A 23914-nucleotide genomic window follows, 5' to 3' on the forward strand; every position below is an offset into this window, starting at 1 on the left:
TATTAAAAAAATTATAAAATAAAATTAAAATTTTCAAAAAAAAGATTTTTTAGATTCAATAAGGATTTTGTAAGCAGTAAAATATCCGTAAATTTGGAGCTATTTAAAATAATTATGAAAGAAATCGATTTTTCAAACATAGATCCAAAGAAAAATATCATAATAAAAGGAGCTCATTTACATAATTTAAAACATGTAGATGTTGTGATTCCAAGAAATGAAATGGTTGTAATTACAGGTCTTTCTGGATCTGGAAAATCAAGTTTAGCTTTTGACACACTTTATGCCGAAGGACAAAGACGTTATGTTGAAAGTTTATCATCTTATGCACGTCAATTTTTAGGTCGAATTGACAAGCCAAAAGTTGAATATATTAAAGGTATTGCACCTGCAATAGCAATTGAACAAAAGGTAAATACCACAAATGCACGTTCTACGGTTGGAACTTCGACTGAAATTTATGATTATTTAAAATTATTGTTTTCAAGAATTGGAATCACCTACTCGCCTATTTCTGGAAATATCGTAAAAAAACACACCGTAACTGATGTTATCAATGCGATAAAAAGTTTTGAAGAAGGTTCTAAATGGATGTTACTTTCAGAAATCAAAAATTCAGAAAAAAGATCCATCTTTGAGCAACTTAAAATTGCACTTCAACAAGGATTTTCACGAGCTTTAATCAATGAAGAAACCGTTCGTTTAGACGAATTTATTGAAGATGCTAAAAACGAAAAATTTAAATTCAAAACTGTTTTTTTAATTGTCGATCGTTTGATTGTAAAACCAAATGATGAAGATTTTTTAAGTCGTTTGGCCGATGCTATTGATACCGCTTTCTTTGAAGGAAAAGGTACTTTATTTTTACGTGAAATTGGAACAGGAACACAACTTGAATTCAACAATCGTTTTGAATTAGATGGCATTCATTTTTTAGAACCTAACATTCACTTATTCAGTTTTAATAATCCGTACGGCGCTTGTCCAACTTGTGATGGCTACGGAAATATTGTTGGGATCGATGATGATTTAGTGATTCCCAATACCGCTCTTTCTGTTTATGAAAATGCGATTTATCCTTGGCGTGGCGAAACTATGAGTTGGTTTAGAGACCAATTGGTAAATAATTCTCACCATTTTGATTTCCCAATTCACAAGCCATTTTATCAATTAACCGATGAACAAAAAGAATTGGTTTGGAAAGGAAATAAATATTTTACTGGATTAAATGATTTCTTTCAAGAACTTGAAGAGAAAAATTACAAAATACAAAACCGCGTTTTATTATCGAGATATCGAGGTAAAACAAAATGTACAACTTGTCACGGAAAAAGATTACGTCCGGAAGCTGATTATGTAAAAATAGTTTCTAAATCTATTTCGGATTTAGTTGAATTACCAATAAAAAATTTACGCGAATTCTTTAAAAACTTAGAATTAAACGAATACGATCAGCAAGTTGCAAAACGTTTATTAATTGAAATAAACAATCGTTTAGAATTTTTATCTGAAGTTGGTTTAAATTATTTAACGTTAAATCGTACGTCTAATTCCTTATCAGGAGGCGAATCACAACGTATCAATTTAGCAACTTCACTTGGTAGTAGTTTAGTTGGTTCGATGTATATTTTAGATGAGCCAAGTATCGGACTTCATCCAAAAGATTCTGAAAAGCTGATTCAAGTTTTATTAAATTTAAAAAAACTTGGAAATACAGTTATCGTTGTCGAACATGATGAAGATGTTATGAAAGCTGCCGACCAAATTATTGATATTGGACCAGAAGCAGGTTCGTTTGGTGGTGAGTTGGTTGCTCAAGGAACTTATGATGAAATTTTAAAATCAGATTCTTTAACAGCTAAATATCTGAATGGCGATTATCAAATCGAAGTTCCAAAAAAACGTCGTTCTTTTAAGAATTTCATTGAAATAAAAGGGGCTCGAGAAAATAATCTAAAAAATATAGATGTTGTTTTTCCGTTAGATTGTTTAACAGTTATAACCGGAGTTTCGGGAAGTGGAAAAAGTACGTTAGTTAAAAAAATATTGTATCCTGCTTTACAGAAAAAGCTTACAGGAACAGCCGATAAACCTGGTAAATTTAATGATATGATTGGTTCATTCTCTCATATTAAAAATTTAGAATATATCGACCAAAATCCAATTGGAAAAAGTTCGCGTTCAAATCCGATTACATATTTAAAAGCGTACGATGATATTCGTGATCTTTTATCTAAACAACAACTTTCTAAAATCAGAAATTACCAACCAAAGCATTTTTCATTTAATGTTGATGGCGGTCGTTGCGAAGTTTGTAACGGCGAAGGTGAAGTTACGATTGAAATGCAATTTATGGCCGATGTGCATTTACCTTGCGAAGCTTGTCATGGAAAACGTTTTAAAAAGGAAATCCTTGAAGTACAATTTGAAGGTAAAAACATTGACGATATTTTAAATATGACGGTTGATGATGCTTACGAATTCTTTGAAAAAACACAGCAAACTAAGATAGCTATTAAAATTAAACCTTTACAAGACGTTGGTTTGGGTTATGTAAAATTAGGTCAATCATCATCAACTTTATCTGGTGGTGAAGCGCAACGTATAAAATTGGCTACGTTTTTAGGTAAAGGAAATACCAAAGAACGTACTTTGTTTGTTTTTGATGAACCAACAACCGGATTACATTTTCACGACATTAAAAAATTATTAAAATCGTTTTATGACTTGATTGAAAACGGACATTCTATTATTGTAATTGAACATAATTTAGATTTGATAAAATGTGCCGACCAGATTATTGATATAGGTCCTGAAGGTGGTGAAAACGGTGGTAATTTAATTGCTTTTGGAACACCTGAAGAAATAATTAAAAACAAAGAATCTATTACAGGTTTTTACTTAAAAGAAAAATTGAAGTAAATTAAAATGAGGCTATTAAGCCTCATTTTTTATGATATTAGCTAACTTTTCGGTTAGTTTTTTTCGACTATAATATTGCAATCCCATGGCATAAACTTTCAATTCATTTTGTTTATATAAATCATAAAGTTTTAAAATTTGCTCTTTGATTTCATCTTTTTGCTCATAAGTAAAAAAAGTTCCAGAATTGGTTTCTTTAATTATTTGGGCAAAATCCGCATCTTCCGGTCCGATTGCTAAAATAGGTCGTTCTGCTGCCATATATTCAAATAATTTTCCAGGAATAATTCCTACGGTTTCGTCTGAATTTATTTCAACTAATAATAAAACTTGAGAACTTTTTTGTTGTATTAAAGCTTCATTATGTGACAAATAACCCAGATTATTTAAATAATCACTTAATTTAAATTCAGAAATTACATCTAAAATTTCTTGGCTTACTTTTCCTATTAATTTAAGTTCAAAATCATCTCTGAAATCTTTATTTTCTTTGATTAATTCTGATAAAGCTTTCCAAAATATTCTAGGATTTCGGTCAGACAAAAAAGAGCCAATATGTGCAATTGAAAATTTAGAATCCATAGGTCTCTTTTCAATATATTCGACATCATAACCATTAGTTATAACAGAAATTGATTTTGTTGTTAGCTTACTAAATTCCTTTTTAGTTGTCGGACTCGTAACTAAAATATGATTAGCTGAGTTTAAAACTTCTCTTTCAAGCTGTAAATGTTTTTCTTTAGATGCTTGTGTAAGTTTTAATTCTTTATGATATCCGATGGTTGTCCAAGGGTCACGAAAATCAGCAAACCATTTACAATTCAATTTTTTCTTAAGTTCAAGTCCAATTAAATGTAAACTATGCGGCGGTCCGGTTGTTATGATTAAATCAACAGGATTAGCTATTAGATAATTTTCGAGATATGAGACCGAAGGCTTCACCCATCCTACTCGAGCATCGGGAATAAAGAAATTTCCGCGAATATAAAGTAAGAATTTATCTAAAAAGGATTGCTTTCTTTTATTCGGAATAATTCCTGAACTTATGGTATTTGTAGATTTCTTTGAAAAAAAACCTGCTAATTTATAAGGTTCAGAAATCTTATTTTTCAGAATAATTATATTTGGATTAATTTCAGACGCTAATTGTGTATCAACAATTGGATAATTAGGATTTTCAGGGATATACACAATTGGTTCAATATCAAAATCAGGAAGATATTTCACAAATTTCAACCAACGTTGTACACCAGGACCACCAGCCGGAGGCCAATAATAAGTAATAATTAAAACTTTTTTCTTCATCTTTAATAAAGAATTAAAATCCTTTGAAATTCATATCAAATATACCACTTTTAAAGCGATTGTAACAGTTTTAAACGAATGATTTAATTTCATTAAAAAAGTCCTTCATCAAAAAAAATGACAAAGGACTTTTTAAACTTAAAATTTGAATTATTATTTAGACCATTGATTAATTGAATCTCTATTCATTTTAATATAATCTGCATTATTTGCTTTTTCAGCTTCAGCTAAAGATTTCTTAGCAGTTTCAATAGCACCTTTTTTATCACCTAATTTAGCTTGTACTAAAGATTTTTGTCTTAACATATAGAAAGGTGCATTTCCACCTTGCATATCAATAGATTTATTGATGTAATCTAATGCTAATTTTGTATCATCTGTAGCTTGAAACAAATACTGTCCAGCAGCATAATAATCAGAAGCTTTGGCATTTTCATTTAATGTAGATTTTATACTAGCCATTGCTTTTTCATGAGTTGGAACGGTAAACTTAACTGGAATAGCCGTTTTTTCCCATTTTAATACTATTTCACCAGTATTGTTATCGATTTGGTCGATTTCAATAGTAAAATTTTCTACATTGTTTGCTAATGCAACCGGATTAGCAGTTGTTTTTGCTACTACTTTAGAATCATCCCAAGCTGCAGGTAATCCCCAATTCGAAGTATCAGAGTACAAATAAACTTCCCAAGTATCTGCTTTTGGTAAAGTATATAAAGCATATTTCCCTTTAGGTACTTTTTGTCCACCTACAATTACATCATCACTGAATTCGACTGTAGTATTTTCATTCGCACCTGTTCTCCAAATTTTTCCAAACGGAACTAAATCGCCATAAACTAATCTTCCTTTTTTAGCAGGTCTAGCATAATTTACATCAACTTCTGTTAGACCAACCATTTGCTCAACTTCAGCTTTAGGACTTGATTTTGGTGTGATTACTTGTGCATTTGAAATCGTTGCTATCATTAAAAATGATGCAGTGACAATTAACTTTTTCATATTGCTTTTATTATTTATTATAGTTTGTAATTCCTTCAGTTAACCAAGTTAAATACTCATCTTTATCTGGAGTATATCCTACTGGTTCATTTAAATTATTACCTTCATTATCTAAGATTATATAATAAGGTTGTGCATTTGCTTGATATTTTTCAATTTGGAAATCACTCCATTTATTTCCAACTGTCTCAATTTTTTTTCCTGTGGTTTTTGAAACATATTGTTCATTTTCTGGCAAATGTTGTTTATCATCGACATATAATGAAATTAAAACCACTTCGTTTTGTAACTTACCTAGAACATCTGTTTCAGACCAAACATGCTCTTCCATTTTTCTACAATTTACACAAGCATGCCCTGTAAAATCTAATAAAACAGGTTTATTTTGTTCTTTCGCGTATGCCATTCCTTTTTCATAATCTAAAAAAGCAACAATTCCATTAGGCCCTTCTTTTGCTCCTTCTGGTAATTCAGCAATAGTTCCTGCACTTCTAGAATTTCCAACACCATAAGGACTTTCTGCATACGTCATTGGCGGAGGGAAACCAGAAATTAATTTTAAAGGTGCGCCCCATAATCCTGGAACTAAATAAACTGTAAACATAGATACAACTAATGCCATAAACAATCTGCCTACAGAAATTTTTTCTAATTTAGAATCATGAGGTAACATGAATTTACCAAATAAATACATTGCCCATGCTCCAAAAATTACAATCCAAATCGTTAAGAAAAGTTCTCTTTGTAAGTAACCTTTTTGAAGAACTAAATCTGCATTTGATAAAAATTTAAATGCTAAAGCTAATTCCAAGAAACCTAATGAAACTTTTACTGTGTTCATCCAACCTCCAGAGCGTGGCATTGAATTTAACCAACCTGGGAACATCGCGAACAACATAAAAGGTAGTGCAAGTGCTAATGAGAAACCGAACATTCCAACCAAAGGTGCTATTCCACCTTTAGAAGCAGCTTCTACTAATAATGTACCAACAATTGGACCTGTACATGAAAATGAAACAATAGCTAAAGCTAATGCCATAAAAAAGATTCCGACTAAACCGCCTCTATCTGCTTGCTTATCCACTTTATTTGCCCATGAATTTGGTAACATAATTTCAAACGCTCCTAAAAACGAAGATGCAAAAACAATTAATAAAACAAAGAAAATGATATTAAACCAAACGTTTGTAGATAAAGCGTTTAAAGCATCGGCACCAAATATTTTACTTACAGCTAAGCCAAGAATCACATAAATAACGATAATTGACAAACCGTAAATTATTCCATTTTTTATTCCTTTAGCTTTGGATTTGCTTTGCTTGGTGAAAAAACTCACTGTCATTGGAATCATCGGAAAAACACAAGGTGTTAAAAGCGCAGTAAATCCGCCTAAGAAAGATAAGATAAAAATTGTCCAAAGTCCACGTGATTCAGACTTTTTTTCGGACTTAGCTTCCTTTGTATTATCTAATTGAGCTTTATCATCAGTATTTGCTTTTGCATTTGATTCTTCAAAATTAGCAACCTCTTTCGAAGTCAAATTTTTAACATCAAAAACAAAATATTTATCATTATTAATACAAACATCAATACATGTTTGGTATGTTAAATGTAATTGAATCTCGTTTAAATCAGGATTTGTAACTTTTAAAACATGAGTTAATTGTACATTATCTGCCCAATAATATTCATCTATTTCAAAAATATCATTAAAAGCTTTTTTATATTCACTTTCTGTAGCTTTAGGTTCAAAAGTATAATTTCCTTCAGCGTTTTTGTAAATTAACTCCGTTGGTAAAGCTCCACCTTCTGGTGTGAACTGAGAATACATATGCCAATCGGCTTCGATAGTTCCATCTAAGGTTATTTTGTATTCCGAATCCGAGATTTTCTCAATTTTAGATTTCCATTTTACTGGGTCTTGTAACTGGGCATTTACTGAAAAAACAGTAAAAACAAGCAATAAAAAACTTAATAGCTTCTTCATTTAGTTAAATTAATTTTAATTTTATTTATAGTTTGATTGTTGATTCTATAACGATTATCCATACGATGCCCTACTATCCAAATGATTTCCTGATTTCCATTTTCAAGAATCCAAGTAGCTTCTTTTTCGAAAATTGAAAATTTCTCATCTTTAAAAAATTTAGAAACTTTCTTTTTACCTTTCATTCCAATTGGAAAAAAATAATCAGCTTCTTCCCAACGGCGTAGTTTTAATGGATATTTGAGTTGATTCGCATCAACACAAATCTGATTTTTATTCTGAATATCATAATTTTCAGAAATCAAACTTTCAAATATAAGAGTTATTGGATAAACTATTGATTTATCTTTTTCAAAAATTAAAAAAACATCATTATTTATTACTGAAATTTCTTTTAAAATAAGAGAATTCCTATTTTTTAAAAGAATATATTTAGTTGAAAGTATTTTTTTTCCAGTTTCTGCTTCTAAAAGATTACAAATATCATCCCAAGCAGTAAATCCAAAATCTTTAAACCATTGATATAAATAAGCTTTATAATTTTTAAACGCTTTTAATTTTTGAATATCAATCTCTAAAATGTAATCGGTTGAAATTGAAACTTGTTGCTTAACCATCTCAGAAGCATCGTCAGCTAAGTTTTTAATATCGTTAAGATTTGAAATTGTTTGCTGAAAGGATTGTAAAAAGTCAGCATTTTTTTCTTTTAAAATCGGAATTATATCATGTCTGATTTTATTGCGAAGATATTTTGTTGTTGCGTTTGAAGCATCTTCACGCCAAGCAATATTATTTTGAATGGCATAATCTAAAATCTGATTACGAGAAAAAATAAGTAATGGTCTTACGATTTGTTCATTAATTTCAGGAATTCCTAACAAACCGTCTAAACCTGTTCCGCGTGTAAAATTTATCAGAAAAGTCTCAACCGAATCATCTAAATGATGTGCTGTTACTAAATAATCTAAATTGTTATTTTTCAATAATTCATCAAACCATTGGTAACGTAATTCACGTGCAGCTATTTGAATTGATTGTTTATGTAATTCTGCATATGCTACTGTATTAAAAGAATTTACAAAAAAATGAATGTTATTTTCATTACAATATTCTTTAACCAATTGCTCATCTAAATCGCTTGCTTCTGAACGAAGATTAAAATTACAATGCGCAACAGCAATTTGATATGGTGACTTTTTAAATAAATCTAAAAGTACCATACTATCAACTCCACCGCTAATTGCTAAAAGGATTTTTTTGTCTTGTAAAAAAGAAAATTTTTGATTTAAATGTTTTTGAAATTCGACTAACATAATTGTTTAAAAAGTCTAAATTACAACTAAAAAATCATTAAGAATATTAATACTATTATAAATTTAAAACCTTTTTCATTGCAGCAGCTTTCAATAAACATTCGTCATATTCATTTTCTGGAATAGCTTCTGAAGTAATGGCACTTCCAACCGAAAAGGAAACATATTTTTCATCTTGATTATATAAAACACTTCGGATAACGACATTAAAATCAAAATCGTTAGTTGGTGTAAAATAACCTACCGCTCCACTGTACAAACCACGTTTAGTTTCTTCGAGTTTTTCGATAATTTGCATAGCCGAAAGTTTGGGGGCTCCCGTCATACTTCCCATCGGAAAAGTGGTTTTTAAGATATCAACTACGTTTATGTTTTCATCAACTTTCGAAACAATCGTTGAAATCATTTGATGCACTTGGTCAAAAGTATAAATTTTGCAAAGTTCTTCAACTTCAACAGATCCTTTACTTGCAGTTTTAGATAAATCGTTTCGAACCAAATCAACAATCATAATATTTTCTGCGCGTTCTTTGGGATTCGTTCTAAGATTTTCAATTAACACATCATCTTCTTCTTTATCTTGACCACGTTTTGCTGTTCCTTTAATTGGTTGAGAAATAATCTTTTTTCCTACTTTTTTAATGTAACGCTCTGGCGAAGCGCTCATCAAAAAGTGATTATTATTTTTAAGAAACGACGCAAATGGCGGACGAGAAATCGCATTTAATTTTTCGAAAATTGAAGTAGGATTTATAATTGCATTAGCTGCATAAAATTCCATACAAAAATTAGCTTCATAAATATCACCACGTTGAATATGCTCTTTAACCTTTTCTACTTTAGATAAATAAGCATCTTTTGAAATTCGTTCTTTAATTATAATTTCAGAATGAGTTAAATCTTCACTTAAAGTAATATCAATAATTTCTTTAAAATCAGAATCTAACTCATCATCACACATGTTCAAATAATGAAAATCTGCGAATGAATCTGAAACAAAGATTACTTTTTTAGGTTGAAAAAAAAACAAATCAGGAAATCCTAATCCATCAAAATTATTTGAAGAAATCGCTTCGACGTCGTTTTTTAAATCATAAGATAAATATCCAAAAAGCCAATCGTTTAATTGATTTTGGTGTTCTTTTAACTTATCGAAACCTTGAAATGTGTCGGTTTGTAAAGTCGTTAAGGCATCAAATGCAAATACAGCATCGAATGTGCTGTATTTTGCTTGATGTTTATTATTTTCTAAATAAGTAATTTCTCTGAATTGCTGTGTGAATTGCAAAAGTTTTTTCTTGAATTCATCCGCATTATTTATAGGAAATTGTTTAGAAATACGCTTCATTTATTTTTTTATAAAATTTGAAATAATGGTTTCAAATTCAGTTTTCTTATCATTATCTGATATTTCTTGTTTTTCTGAATCGAAATATTGAGAAAACGATGGAAATGTAAAGCTTTCTACATTTACAGCTCCATTTCTAGTACAAAAACCAACAGTAAATTCATTTGCTGACAATCCACCTCTTTGACCGTTTGATGTACTCAAAACCAAAACATTCTTATCTGTAAATATTTTTTTGGTATGACGAGAAAGCCAATCTAAAATATTTTTCATAAATGCTGAAACATCGCTATTGTGCTCGTTTACTGAGATAATAAGATTTGAAGCAGTTGAAATTTGATTAGCTAAATGATTAATTAATTCAGGAAAACCATCCTTAATTTGAGCATCTTCACTATACATTGGAATATTCCAATTTTGAATATCAATAAATTCTACTTCCTGATTTTTTAGTAACGATAAAGTCAATTGTTTGTTTATTGACTTTGATGAGTTACTTCCTACAAATGCAATTGTTTTCATATTATTCGTCGTCTTCTACTACTTCGTGATTACTTGAATACGTTTTCCATTTTTGAATACAAGTTTGAATATCTTGAGGCAAATCTGTTTCAAAACGCATAAATTCTTTTTTAATTGGATGCATAAAACCTAAAGTTCTAGCATGTAAGGCTTGCCTAGGTAAAATCTGAAAACAGTTGTCAATAAACTGTTTGTATTTTGTAAAGGTAGTTCCTTTTAAAATCATATTTCCGCCGTAACGTTCGTCATTAAACAACGTATGTCCAATTGATTTTAAATGCACACGTATTTGATGTGTTCTTCCTGTTTCTAATCTACAAGAAACCAATGTAACATATCCTAAACGCTCTAACACTTTGTAATGTGTAACTGCATACTTTGCTCCTGTTGAATCGTCTGGAAATGTAGCCATTTGCATACGATTTTTTACGTGACGACCTATATAACTTTCAATAGTTCCTTCATCTTCTACAACATTTCCCCATACAATAGCAATATATTCACGCTCTGTTGTTTTAGCTGCAAATTGTTTTTGAAGTTCAGACATGGTCCAATCAGTTTTAGCTACAACCAATAATCCAGATGTATCTTTATCGATTCGATGTACTAAACCAGGGCGTTCTGAGCTATTTAAAGGCAAATTTTCAAAATGATAAGCCAATGCATTTACCAAAGTTCCGGTATAATTTCCGTGACCTGGATGCACAACCAAACCTGCAGGTTTATTAATAACAAGTAAATCATCATCTTCGTAAACAATATCTAAAGGGATATTTTCTGGGATAATGATATTTTCAAACGGTGGTTGTTCCATTAAAACACGAACCACATCATTTGCTTTGACTTTATGATTTGATTTTACCGTAATATCATTAACAAAAATATTTCCGTTTGTTGCAGCTTGTTGAATTTTATTACGTGTAGCATTTTCAACTAAATTCATCAAAAATTTATCTACGCGTAATGGAGCTTGTCCTTTACCTGCCTCGAATCTGAAGTGTTCAAATAAATCACCATCTAATTCGTCAGGTCCAATTGTATTATCTTCTAACATATATTTTAAAAAATTGAATCAACCGCAGGCGCGACATCTTCAAATGCATCATTAATTGTGTCTTGTTCAACTTTAAATCCTAACATACCGTCACCAACAACAAAGTCAATTTTCGAATTTTTCTGTACTTTATCTCCAGCACGTAAAATACGACCATCTTGTTCGACCTGAATTACAACATCTTTAGCTAAATGAGGTTCGTAACGAATTTCTCCTTTTTGTAATCCCATCGCTTCGATTGCGGCAATTGCATGACGTAAAGTCCTATCGTTTAAGTTAGGTAAACGTACAGATGAAAAACCTTTGGCATTTACTTTTACATAAATTTTACGACCTTCTTTTACTTTAGAATCAAAAATAGGATCTTGATAAACAATAGTTAAAGGTGGATAATTTTTATCAAAGTCAACTGTGTCTAAAACAATTAATTTCAAACCTTCTTGATCAAGCTTTTCTGTTGCTTGTTCAATAGTCATTTTAGTAAGATTTGGAAGTGCAATTTCATCTCCATGTTTAGTAAAAATACCTAATGATTGTAGGGCAATAAAACCCAAAGCTAGGAAGATAACAATTGCTAAAAATAAAGAAACAAAAAATTGACGACTTTTTATAAAATTAAGCAAACTCATAAAATTTAATTTTCACAAAGATATAAATAAATTGTTAGTAGCTTTTTTATAAATTTGTTTTGATAGATTTTTATTTCAAAAAAAATATATTCCTTTAACACAGAAATCTTTATGAAAAAAGTTGCCATAATAATGGGCGGATATTCTAGTGAATATCAGATATCTTTGATAAGCGGAAACGTTGTTTCGCAGCAGTTAGATCGTTCAAAATACATTCCATATAAAATTCACATCTTAAAAAACAAATGGGTTTATGTCGATGAGAATGAAAATGAATTTTCAATTGACAAAAATGATTTTTCAGTTGTTGTCGATAACCAAAAAATAACATTTGATGTGGTTTTCAACGCCATTCACGGAACTCCAGGTGAAGATGGATTAATGCAAGCTTATTTACAATTGTTAAATATTCCACAAACCAGTTGTGATTTTTATCAAGCTGCATTAACTTTTAATAAAAGAGATTTACTTTCTGTTTTAAAACCTTATGGAATTAAAACTGCAATTTCGTATTTAATAAACCAAGGAGATGCAATAAATACTGAAGAAATTATTAAACGAGTTGGATTACCTTGTTTTGTAAAACCAAATCGTTCGGGTTCTAGTTTTGGAATTTCGATGGTGAAAGAATCTGAAGATTTATTAACTGCTATCGAAAACGCGTATAAAGAAGATAACGAAATAATAATTGAAAGTTATTTAAAAGGAACTGAAGTCTCTGTTGGTGTTATTAATTACAAAGGCGAAATAATTGTTTTACCAATTACCGAAATTGTTTCTGAAAATGATTTCTTTGATTACGAAGCCAAATACCAAGGAAAATCTAGTGAAATAACTCCAGCTCGAATTTCTGAAGTAGAAAAAAATAAAGTTGAAGAAACTGCAAAACGTGTTTATAAAATTTTAAACATGAGCGGATTTTCTAGAAGTGAATTTATTTTAGTAGACGGAGAACCATTTATGTTAGAAATGAATACCATTCCAGGGTTAACTGCAGAAAGTATTTTGCCTCAACAAGCAAGAGCTGCAAACATAACATTACCTGAATTATTTGGTAATGCGATTGAATTAGCTTTAAATAAATTAAGATGAGAAAAGCAGTTTTTCCAGGTTCTTTTGACCCAATTACAAACGGTCATGAAGATATTATTCGTAGAGCCATTCCGTTATTCGACGAAATTATTGTAGCAATTGGCGTAAATGCCGACAAAAAATACATGTTTACTTTAGAAGAACGCAAACATTTTATTGAAGAAACTTTTAAAGATGAACCAAAAATAAAAGTTGAAACGTATCAAGGTTTAACAATTGATTTTTGTAAAGAGAAAAATGCGCAATTCATTTTACGAGGATTGAGAAATCCGGCTGATTTTGAATTCGAAAAAGCAATCGCACATACCAATCGCGTTTTGTCAAAAATAGAAACCGTTTTTTTACTTACGGCAGCAAGTACATCTTACATCAGTTCGAGTATTGTTCGAGATGTTTTAAGAAATGGTGGTGATTATACTGTTTTAGTTCCTAAGGCAGTTAGAAAATAAAAAAAGTCCGATTGAAAAATCTTAAATGACATGTCCCAAAAAGTTGGTTATAAATTTGAGACATGTTATTTTACTTTTTTTAATCTATATTTTTGTTCAGATTGCAATAAAACTTCGATCTAAAGTTCTACATTTAGTTTTTATTCTTCAAGAAAAATTGAAGAAAAACAAATCAAACTTAAATGAGTACAATTTATATTTTTAGTGGTTTGGGCGCTGATTATCGTGCATTTGAAAAAATTGATTTTGGAAATCTTCAGATTGTACATATCAGTTGGATTTCCCCTCAAAAAAATGAAACTATTGAAAACTACGCACAGACAATTTCAGAAAAAATACTAGACGAAAACCCCATTTTAATAGGGCTTTCATTTGGCGGAATGATGCTAATGGAAATAGCCAAAATTAAAAAAGCAAAGCAAATTATTTTAATTTCATCGGCAAAAACAAAATATGAACTTCCATGGCTTTATCGTTTTTTAGGCAAAATAAAAGCGACTAAACTAATACCTAATTCTATTTTAACTAAATCAAATTTTGTTTTAAATTGGTTATTTGGAGCAAATTCAATCGAAGAAAAACAATTGCTAAAAGCTATTATAAAAGATACTGATATTCTTTTTATGAAATGGGCTATCAACGAAATTTCTCATTGGAAAAATGTTGAAATCCCAACTAATGTTATTCATATTCATGGTAATAATGATAAAATTATTCCAATCAGAAATGTAGAAGCTGACTTTACAATTCAAAATGGAAGTCATCTAATGACATTAAATAAATCTAAAGAAATAAAAGACATTATTTTCAAAATTTGTAAAACCTAAAATTATTTTGTTTCCGATATAATTTGTTCTGCTACTGCTTTTGAACCCAAAAATGACCAATGTGTATCATCATAAAAATAAAAGTCCTTTTTGTTATTATTATCAAATGCATTCACACTTTTTAACGGATTTACATAAATATATTTTTTAGTTGTATTTTCTATTTCACTTAAAATAATAGGTTTTTCAATCTTTTTTTCTGTAATTATATAATCATAATATGCAGTCAATTTATTTGGAGCTGGTAAAAAAACTAATTTTACATTTTGTTTTTCTAATTCAATTTGCAAACTTTCAAGAGCTTTTTTTAAATTTTCAATATTATTTGGCCAATTATTATCAGCAAGTAAATCTAAATCTTCATGATAACAAAAAACTTCATTTTTATCTACAGAAAATAAATTTTTCTTGGTATTGAAACGATAAATTTGATTAAAATCTTCTGCTTCATTAAAATATCTAAAAGTATTAAAAGGTAAAGTAAATATAGATTTATTTGGAAATTCTTTATCAGTTAACTTAAAATGAAAATCTCTCTCAGCTTCATAAAAAGGCGGTTCATATTTCGTTTTTTCAATTGTAATATTTGGGTCAAAAGTATTTCCTCTATAAGCTAAATATCGCTCTACACTTTCTACAACAGCAAATTCTATTTTATTATTTCTAAAAAAATCAGTTTTTGTTAATGCATAAAGCGTTTGTATTGGATTGTCATTTACTAATAAATTCAAATGTAGTGAAGCAACTTTTTCATTGCTCAAAAAACCTAAATAATTTTTGTATCCATTTTTATCATTTGTAAATGAATCGCCAACTAAAAAATATTTAATGCTTTTGCCACTTGTATTTATATCATTAATTTCTTCAAAATAAGTTTGATTTTCTAATTCATTTGTCAAGTTATTTCGATATGATGGAAACATTTCGTACATCTGACCAACACGAATTAAATCACCATTTTTAGTATTAAATAAAAAAAGAGCAATTAACTGTAAAACAATAAATGGCGAAATAAACAACGTTGTTTTTATTATAAATTTTTTCATTTTTTGTTAGTTAAAATTGGAAATAAATAAATTGCTGTTTATCGGTTCCAAACCAAAAAACTAAAATAATAATCAAATAGAAAAAGGTATATCGCAAATACTTCTTGTTTAAAAAGAATTTGTCAATTGCATAATCTTGCTCTCTTCCAAACCATTCAACAACCATAAAAAAGGTAATTAAAATACCAATTGTTTTTAATTCAAATTCAGGAATAGAGAAAAAACTTTTCGTAAAAATTCCTTTAATATAATTTAATGCATGATTTAAGTTTTCGGCCCTAAAAAATATCCAAGCAAAAACAGTTAATGTAAAAGTGGAAAATAATTGCAATATTTCTTTCATTGTTGGAAAAATTTTCCCTTGAGCAACCACGTCTAAATAATGTCTGTTTGTTCCAGAAATCATGGCTGGCATCATAAAAATTGCATTTAATGCTCCCCAAACAATAAATGTCCAATTAGCACCATGCCAAAATCCACTTACAATAAAAATAATAAAAGTATTTCTGACTTTCATCCAGGTTCCACCTCTACTTCCTCCTAACGGAATATATAAATAATCACGAAACCAAGATGATAACGAAATGTGCCAACGTCTCCAAAATTCGGAAATATCACGCGAAAAATACGGGAAATTAAAGTTCTTTAATAAATCAATTCCAAACAGTTTGGAAGTTCCAATTGCAATATCTGAATAACCTGAAAAATCACCATAAATCTGAAAAGCGAAAAGTACCGCGCCTAAAAATAAAGTACTTCCGTTTTGCTCTGCTGAATTATCAAATATTTGATTTACAAAAAAAGCACAATTATCTGCAATAACTACTTTCTTGAAAAAGCCCCACAAAATTTGTTTTAATCCAGATACAGATTGTTCACGATTAAAAAAACGAGGTTTCTTAATTTGAGGTAATAAATGAGTAGCTCTTTCGATTGGTCCAGCAACTAAAAGAGGAAAATAACTTACGAAAAGTGAATATTCAACAAAGTTTTTTTCTGATGAAATTTTTCGTTTGTAAATATCAATTACGTATGATAAACCATGAAAAGTATAAAATGAAATTCCAACTGGAAGAATAATTTGTAAAGAAGAAATATGAGCTTGAAAACCAAAAGATTCAATTAATAAAACAAAATTGTCTATGAAAAAATTGTAATATTTAAAAAATCCTAAAAAACCAACATTAATTCCAACACATAAAAACAACCATAATTTTCTTTTGAATTGATTTTGCTCTTTATCAATTCGAATTCCACAAAAATAATCTAAGAATGTAGAAAACATCAATAAAAATAAAAATCGCCAATCCCAACAAGCATAAAAAATATAACTTGAAACTAATAGTAAAATATTCTGTAAACTTAATTTTTTGTTCGTTACAAACCAATATAAAAGATAAACTATTGGCAGAAAGAACATAAATTCTATAGAATTAAATAACATTGAAAATATATTAATTACGAAAAAGCAAAGGATCTCAAAAATAACTAAATTTTATAAAGCAAACTGAAATATATGAAAAGAAATTAAATAAAAACAGCAAGTTGATGTCACATCTTGTCGTTAATAAACTTTAAATTTGTGAAGCTAAAAAACAAGATTAATGAAATTTTTACATACTTCAGATTGGCACATCGGACAAACGTTTTATGATTTTGACCGTCATCAAGAACATCAAGCTTTTTTAAATTGGTTAAATCAAACCATATCAGAACAAGATATCGATGTTTTGTTGGTTGCTGGAGATATTTTTGATACCGCAAATCCTTCTGGAGCTTCAATCACTTTGTTTTATTCGTTTTTAAGTGAAATTACCAATGCGTATCCAAATCTACAAGTTGTAATAATTGCAGGAAATCACGATTCGGCAATTCGTTTAGAAATGCCCATTCCCCTACTTCAAAATACTAAAGTTTCGATAATTGGTAACGTAAAAAAAAATGTTGATAAATCTATTGATTATGATGCATTAACCATTTCGTTAACCAACTATCAAAATGAAGTTGAAGTATTTTGTTTAGCTGTGCCGTTTTTACGAATTGGCGATTATCCAAAAAATGAAGCTGGAGTTTATGAATATAATTACGGAATTTCTAAATTTTATACCGAAGCTTTTGATAACATAAATTTAAAGAAAAAATCGAATCAAACCATCATTGCGATGGGCCATTTACACGCAATGGGTGTTGAAACTAATATTGAAGATACTGCCGAAAGACCGATTATTGGCGGCGTAGAAAACATCAATACTTCAAGTTTTCCTTCAGATTTAAAATATGTAGCTCTTGGTCATATTCATAAACCACAACGACTTTCGGCAAACGATGCTATTCGTTATTCTGGAAGTCCGATTCCGTTATCATTTTCTGAAAAAACATACAAACATCAAGTCGTTATTTTTGAAATCAATAAAGGAATTTTTGAAAACTTAGAAATTATTGAAATTCCAATTCATACACCACTTTTAAGTATTCCGAAACAAAATAAAGTTTGGGAAGAAGTTTTATTTGAATTAGAAAATCTTCCGATTAAAAATGATGAAGATAAAAACGCACCTTACCTCGAAGTCAAAGTTTTGTTAGATAAGCCAATTCCTGATTTAAAAAACAGGATTCAAGAAATTGTACAAACTAAAAATGTGAGATTAGCTCGAATTGATACCAAGCTTCCTCGAAAAGACAAATCGTCAAATGAAAATGTTTTAGTAAACGAAATTGAATTATATAATTTGCAACCTATTCAAGTTTTAAACACCATTTATAACGATAAATATAACGAAGATATCCCCGAAGAATTCAATCAAATGTTTAACGATATTTTAGTTGAAATTAATCAAGAAAACCAAAATTAATTATGAAAATTACTGCTTTAGAAATAAACAATATTGCATCGATTGACGGTTGTTATCAAATTGATTTTGAAAGTGAACCTTTAAATTCTATTGGATTATTTGCAATTACAGGAGCAACCGGAGCCGGTAAATCGACTTTGTTAGATGCCATTTGTTTGGCTTTATACAATAAAACGCCACGATTAGCTCCTTTAACTTCCACGGTTCAGATTTTAGATACTAAAGACAAAACCATTTCTAACAAAGATGTAAAAACACTTTTGCGAAAAGGTGCTGTTCAAGGACATGTAAAATTGACATTTATTGGTGTTGATGGGAAATATTATCGTTCTGAATGGAACATTCGCAGAGCAAATAATCGTATAACTGGAGCCATTCAATCAGAAGTAATTTTGTTACATAATATCACAGATGATGTCGCTTTTCCTGAAAGCAGAAAAACATTTGTTTTAGCTGAAATTGAACGTTTAATTGGTTTAAAATACGAACAGTTTACCAAATCGGTTATTTTGGCTCAAGGCGAATTTACTTCGTTTTTAAAAGCCGATGACAATAATAGAGCTGATATTTTAGAGAAACTTACCGGAACAGATATTTATAGTAAAATATCGAAAAGAATATACGAAAAATACAAAAATCAAAAAGATGAAGTTGAAAAAATAAGCAACAAATTAGAGGTTTTTGAATTGCTTTCGGATGAACAAATTGCCGATTTGAATTCTGAAATTTTAATTTTAGAAAATCAAATGATTGAAATGAATCTGAAATCAAAAGATTCCAAAACAATTTTAGATTGGTATAAAACAGAAAAAGAAATTCAGCAACATTTACATTTAGCGCAAATAACGTTAGATGAAAAACGTGAACAAATCTTAACGCAACAAGAAAGAATAAATCACTTAAAAACAATTGAATCTTTTCAGGAAATTAAAGAAGTTGTTTTATCATATCAACAACAAAAAATAGAAATAGAAAAAAGTAAAAAAAACGAAAGCGAATTAAAGCAAAATATTGATTTACAAATAAATAAAATCAATCATTTAACCATTGACTTGAATAAAACTGACGTTCAAATTCAAGAGATTCAAAATCAAATTAATACAAATTATCCACTTTATCAAATTGCTCGAAGATTAGATTATCAAATAGAAACTGGACAAAAAAATTATTTAGAAAAAACTCAAAAGCACAATTTAATTGTTTCGGTTTTAGATAAATTAAATACAGATTTTAAAAATAAAAACACATTTGAAAATCAATTAATCCAACAGCAAAATCAAATCAGAAATTGGTTTGAGCAACATCGAATTTATGAAAGTTATGTAACTAACGAACCGTTAGTTTTGACTTATTTAAAAGAAGCTGAAAAGAATAAATTAGAAATTCCGATTGAAGAAAACAAAAAAAATCAATTGGTTTTTATGAATGAAAATTTACAAGTACAACTTTTTGAAAAAGAAAACATTCAAAAACAAATTCTTACTAAGAAAGAAAGCATTTCGAATACACTTATCGATATACAAAAACAATTAGAAAAAGAAAATATTTCAGAAAAGGAAAACGAATATAAAAAATTATTAAACTCAAAAGATTTAAAAAATCAGACAATTCAAGGTTTAACCAAACTCATTGAATGGAGCGATTCTATGAAATTAGCTGCTTCAAAAATTGAAAATGCGAAACAAAATACTATTGTTTTTGGTAAACAAATTTTTGAATTCGAGGTTCTTAAAAACACTAAAAACATTGAAAAAGAAATTTTAAGAAAGCTTATTGAACGATTAAATCTTGAAAAATCTGAAAATGTAATTTCGTTACGTGAAAATTTAATTAAAAGTGAACCTTGTCCGGTTTGTGGTTCTGCTGAACATCCGTATGCAATTCATAATCCGTTAGAAAATGTTGCTAACGAAACACAAAATGATTTAATAAAATTAGAAAATGAACTTGAACAAATCACTATTAAGGAAGCACAATTAAAACAAGAAATTATTCAGTTTGAAAAAGATATTGAAGAACAAAAATCGATACAAATAAAAGCTGAAAATGCAATTAAATTGCTTAATGAAACATTTGCTTTTGAAAATTTAAATACCAATCTTGAAGAAACTCTACAAAATTTGAATATTGATTTAAGAAAAATGGAAATCGATATTCAGAAAAATGAACTTAGTTTACAAGAATTACGAAAGTTAGTTTTTGAAAAAGATAAATTACAATTTAGTGCTGCCGAAATTCATCAAAATGAACAAAAAATAACATCAGAAATATTTGATTTAAAATCAGAAATTGGAAAAAATTCGAATCAAATTGAATTTCTTTCTGAAAGTATTAAATTAAAAAGCTCAAATTATAAAAGACAAATTCAAGAAGTAAATAATTTACTTCAAAACGAACAATGGTTTAATTATTGGCAACAAAATTCGACAGCTTTTATTTTAAACCATCAAGAAATTAGTAGTCAATGGAAAAATCAGCAAAAAGAATTTGAACAAATTACAGAACAACATTTTCAGATAAAGGTTGAAATTCAGGAATCAGAAAAAACAATTCGTGAAAAAGCCGCAGAAATTCAACAATCAAAAATTGAATTGATTGAAGTTGAAAATCATTTAAATGAAATAAAAAACGAAAGAAAGAAATATTTTAATGGCGCTGCTGTTGATGCAATTGAAGCACAATTAAAAACAGAATTCGTTAATTTAATTCAAAAATCAGAAGACCAAAAGCAACTTTTACAAACGTATCAATCGCAATTAATTGAATGGAATTCGCGCAAAGAAAGTTTGATTGAACAGTTGAATCTGATTGAAATATCATTACAAAAGAATTCAAATCAAATTGAAATTTGGACAACCAAAATGCAAATTCCGTTCGAAAAAGTATTTGATTTTGTGACATTAAATGTTGAATGGCTACAAAACGAACGCAATTACATTCAAGATTTATTCACTCAAATCAGCAATCAAGAAACTTTGGTTAACGACAGAAAATCAGCTTTATCAAAACACGAATTAAACAACAAACCAACAATTTCTGAAGAAGAAATCAATACTGTTATTTTACAATTAGAAGCTGAAATCCAGTTGGCAAATGAACGTATTATTTCAATCAAAAATCAAATTGCAAATGATTCAAAAAACAGAAATTCTCAAAATACTTTATTAAAACAACGCGAAGCTTTAATTGAAATATTGACTAAATGGAGCCAGCTTAACGAATTAATTGGAAGCGCTGATGGAGCAAAATTTAAGAAAATTGCCCAAGAATACACACTTGATATTTTGTTGCGATATGCAAACATTCAATTAGAAAAAATCAATCGTAGATATACATTAGAACGCATTCCAAACACCTTGAGTTTACAAGTTATTGATAACGATATGGCTTGTGAAATTCGTTCGGTACATTCACTTTCTGGAGGCGAATCTTTCTTAGTTTCGTTAGCCTTAGCTTTGGCATTGTCATCACTTTCATCGTCAAAAATGAATATTCAATCGTTGTTTATTGACGAAGGTTTTGGAACTTTAGATGCGCAAACTTTAGCAATTGCAATGGATGCTCTGGAAAGTTTGCAAAATCAAGGTAAGAAAGTTGGCGTAATTTCTCACGTTTCTGAAATGACAGAGCGAATTCCGGTTCAAATTCATATCGAAAAGCAAGGAAATGGACGAAGTTCTATTGAAATAATTTCTATTTAAAAGGTCGTTCAAATGAACGATTTTTTTATTTAATTTTTATGAAGAAAAAACTTTAGCTTTATTATCTTAGCATAAAATTTTTAAAATGAAAACGGTTAAAATTGTTGGTGTTCCTGAGCACTTTAATTTACCATGGCAGTTTTGCCTTGAAAATGGTGAGTTTAATGAAATTGGAATTGATTTAGATTGGACCGATGTTCCTGAAGGTACCGGCAAAATGTGTCAGATGCTTCGTGAAAACGAGACCGATTTAGCCGTTATTTTAACCGAAGGTATTTTAAAAGACATTTCTAACGGAAATGAATCTGTTGTACTACAACAATATGTTGCTTCGCCTTTACAATGGGGAATTCATGTGGCGGCACAAAGTACATTTCAAACTATTTCTGATTTAAAAGATAAAAAAGTTGCCATAAGCAGAAATGGTTCTGGTTCGCAACTTATGGCAATAGTAAATGCAAAAAATGAAGGTTGGAATTCAGATGTTTTATCGTATGAGATTGTAAATACTTTAGATGGCGCAGTTATTGCTTTAACAGAAAACAAAGCCGACTATTTTATGTGGGACCGTTTTATGACGCAACCTATTGTAGATAAAAATATTTTTAGACGAATTGGAGTTTGTCCTACACCTTGGCCTTGTTTTGTAATTGTTGCTCGAAAAGAATTTTACGAAAACAACCAAGCGGTTATTAAAAACATTTTAGAAGTTATTAATTACACAACTATTGAGTTTAAACAAATACCAAGTATCGACAAAACTTTGGCTTCGCGTTACGAACAAAAGTTAGAAGACATTCAAGAATGGCTTAAGATTACAAAATGGTCGCAAAAGCAATTAACTGAAAAACAATTCGAACAAATACAAAATCAATTATTAGAATTAGGAATCATTAAATCTACCCTGAATTTTAACGAGGTTATAAAATAAATGTCAAATCCAACAATAGTTAAGCTTAAAGCCACAATTCGAAAGTTTAGGATACCTAAGCCATGGGATTCTATTGTTATTTTTATTCTGAATATTTTAATATTAATTCCTGTATTTATCATTTTACATCAGGTTTTAATTGACCCTGATTGGCCGATTCACCTTGACAGAATTTTACTTTTCTTAGCGATTATAATCGGTATGCAATTTTTGTTGAGTTATTTTAAAAGGTTTATTTTCTTTATTCTTATAATTTATCTTGGAACTTTGGTTTGGGGAACTTTGTTTCAGGGTTACGGATTTAATTCGGTTTATGAAGATTACCGAGCTATGATTTTTGCTATGTCAGCCGATGCACATCCACAGGATGTTTTTGTTTCAAAACTTTTACCTTTTCCGAATAAATCAAAAATTGAAGCTGCGGTTGAATATGATAATCCAAAAGTTAGAAATTTTGCTTTAAAAGCAACCACTAACCATTTTAGAGATGTTAAAGGTTTTCATGATTACAGACAAATCATTCAATGTTTTGCTATTTTCAAGGAAGTTCAAGGAAGATGGAATTATGTTAACGACCCAAAAAACAGAGAATATATTGCAAAAGCAACCGAATCTTTAGAGCATTTTTCTGGAGATTGTGACGACCATGCAATTCTAATGGCATCTTTGATACGCGCTATTGGTGGAACACCTAGAATCATTCATACACAAGCACATATGTATCCTGAAATGTTAATCGGAGACGAATCTAACATTGAAAACATTATATATTTAATTCAAGAAGTTCTATTCAAGAATGAAAGTAAAGGCAAACAAATTTTTTATCACATTGATGAACGTGGAAAAGTTTGGTTAAACTTAGATTATACAGCTAAATATCCTGGCGGACCATTTATGTCAGAAGAAATTTTAGGACAATTAACCTTCGATTAAA

General features: G+C 29.3%; 18 protein-coding genes. 8 read left to right on the forward strand and 10 right to left on the reverse strand.

Annotated features, from left to right (window positions below):
* The first annotated feature begins 114 nt into the window (after positions 1-114).
* Positions 115-2922: an excinuclease ABC subunit UvrA gene (gene uvrA, locus HW119_RS13990; RefSeq protein ID WP_177765404.1), complete on the forward strand. Its 2808-nt coding sequence runs from the start codon at positions 115-117 to the stop codon at positions 2920-2922.
* A gap of 15 nt (positions 2923-2937) precedes the next feature.
* Here uvrA and HW119_RS13995 read toward each other — a convergent pair whose 3' ends face one another.
* The 8 genes from HW119_RS13995 to HW119_RS14030 all read right to left on the reverse strand — a co-directional run bounded on the left by HW119_RS13995 (position 2938) and on the right by HW119_RS14030 (position 12082).
* The gene (locus HW119_RS13995; RefSeq protein ID WP_177765406.1) at positions 2938-4227 is read right to left on the reverse strand and encodes a glycosyltransferase family 4 protein; all 1290 of its coding nucleotides are present in this window, start codon (positions 4225-4227) and stop codon (positions 2938-2940) included.
* A gap of 153 nt (positions 4228-4380) precedes the next feature.
* Entirely contained in the window at positions 4381-5229 is an 849-nt protein-coding gene (locus tag HW119_RS14000) for a DUF2911 domain-containing protein (protein WP_177765408.1), read from the reverse strand.
* A gap of 10 nt (positions 5230-5239) precedes the next feature.
* On the reverse strand, positions 5240-7216 hold the full coding sequence (locus HW119_RS14005) for a protein-disulfide reductase DsbD family protein (protein WP_177765410.1): 1977 nt from the start codon (positions 7214-7216) through the stop codon (positions 5240-5242).
* Positions 7213-8529 (reverse strand): tRNA lysidine(34) synthetase TilS, encoded by a 1317-nt coding sequence (tilS, locus tag HW119_RS14010; RefSeq protein ID WP_177765412.1) that lies wholly within the window; start codon positions 8527-8529, stop codon positions 7213-7215. Before tilS ends, HW119_RS14005 begins: the two co-directional genes overlap by 4 nt.
* Before the next feature lie 55 nt (positions 8530-8584).
* Complete coding sequence (locus tag HW119_RS14015; protein WP_177765414.1) at positions 8585-9877, reverse strand: anthranilate synthase component I family protein; 1293 nt, start codon at positions 9875-9877, stop codon at positions 8585-8587.
* Complete coding sequence (locus tag HW119_RS14020; protein ID WP_177765416.1) at positions 9878-10399, reverse strand: NADPH-dependent FMN reductase; 522 nt, start codon at positions 10397-10399, stop codon at positions 9878-9880. It abuts the gene before it with no gap.
* A 1-nt stretch (position 10400) separates the two neighbouring features.
* A complete protein-coding gene (locus tag HW119_RS14025) occupies positions 10401-11453 on the reverse strand; it encodes an RluA family pseudouridine synthase (RefSeq protein WP_177765419.1) in 1053 nt (350 codons plus the stop codon).
* 5 nt (positions 11454-11458) lie between these two features.
* Entirely contained in the window at positions 11459-12082 is a 624-nt protein-coding gene (locus HW119_RS14030) for a PASTA domain-containing protein (protein ID WP_177765420.1), read from the reverse strand.
* Between the two features lie 111 nt (positions 12083-12193).
* Here HW119_RS14030 and HW119_RS14035 point away from each other — a divergent pair, with 111 nt between their 5' ends.
* From HW119_RS14035 to HW119_RS14045, 3 genes are all read left to right on the forward strand, one after another.
* On the forward strand, positions 12194-13174 hold the full coding sequence (locus HW119_RS14035) for a D-alanine--D-alanine ligase (protein WP_177765422.1): 981 nt from the start codon (positions 12194-12196) through the stop codon (positions 13172-13174).
* Positions 13171-13623 carry a pantetheine-phosphate adenylyltransferase gene (coaD, locus tag HW119_RS14040; protein ID WP_177765424.1) on the forward strand — a complete coding sequence of 151 codons (453 nt, stop codon included), beginning with the start codon at positions 13171-13173 and terminating at the stop codon, positions 13621-13623. Before HW119_RS14035 ends, coaD begins: the two co-directional genes overlap by 4 nt.
* Before the next feature lie 182 nt (positions 13624-13805).
* Complete coding sequence (locus HW119_RS14045) at positions 13806-14450, forward strand: alpha/beta hydrolase (RefSeq protein WP_177765426.1); 645 nt, start codon at positions 13806-13808, stop codon at positions 14448-14450.
* A gap of 2 nt (positions 14451-14452) precedes the next feature.
* Here HW119_RS14045 and HW119_RS14050 read toward each other — a convergent pair whose 3' ends face one another.
* On the reverse strand, positions 14453-15496 hold the full coding sequence (locus HW119_RS14050; protein ID WP_177765428.1) for an SGNH/GDSL hydrolase family protein: 1044 nt from the start codon (positions 15494-15496) through the stop codon (positions 14453-14455).
* Between the two features lie 10 nt (positions 15497-15506).
* Positions 15507-16940 (reverse strand): MBOAT family O-acyltransferase, encoded by a 1434-nt coding sequence (locus HW119_RS14055; RefSeq protein WP_177765430.1) that lies wholly within the window; start codon positions 16938-16940, stop codon positions 15507-15509.
* Positions 16941-17100: 160 nt separating this feature from the next.
* On the opposite strand from HW119_RS14055, the gene HW119_RS14060 reads away from it, so the two are divergent.
* The 4 genes from HW119_RS14060 to HW119_RS14075 all read left to right on the forward strand — a co-directional run bounded on the left by HW119_RS14060 (position 17101) and on the right by HW119_RS14075 (position 23913).
* Positions 17101-18348, forward strand: coding sequence for an exonuclease SbcCD subunit D (locus HW119_RS14060; protein WP_177765432.1), 1248 nt, complete (start codon positions 17101-17103; stop codon positions 18346-18348).
* A 2-nt stretch (positions 18349-18350) separates the two neighbouring features.
* On the forward strand, positions 18351-22049 hold the full coding sequence (locus tag HW119_RS14065) for an AAA family ATPase (protein WP_177765434.1): 3699 nt from the start codon (positions 18351-18353) through the stop codon (positions 22047-22049).
* 85 nt (positions 22050-22134) lie between these two features.
* Positions 22135-22980 carry a substrate-binding domain-containing protein gene (locus HW119_RS14070; protein WP_177765436.1) on the forward strand — a complete coding sequence of 282 codons (846 nt, stop codon included), beginning with the start codon at positions 22135-22137 and terminating at the stop codon, positions 22978-22980.
* Complete coding sequence (locus HW119_RS14075) at positions 22981-23913, forward strand: transglutaminase domain-containing protein (protein ID WP_177765438.1); 933 nt, start codon at positions 22981-22983, stop codon at positions 23911-23913.
* The last annotated feature ends 1 nt before the right edge of the window (position 23914 follow it).

Source organism: Flavobacterium sp. I3-2 (genome assembly GCF_013389595.1).
Classification (GTDB): domain Bacteria; phylum Bacteroidota; class Bacteroidia; order Flavobacteriales; family Flavobacteriaceae; genus Flavobacterium.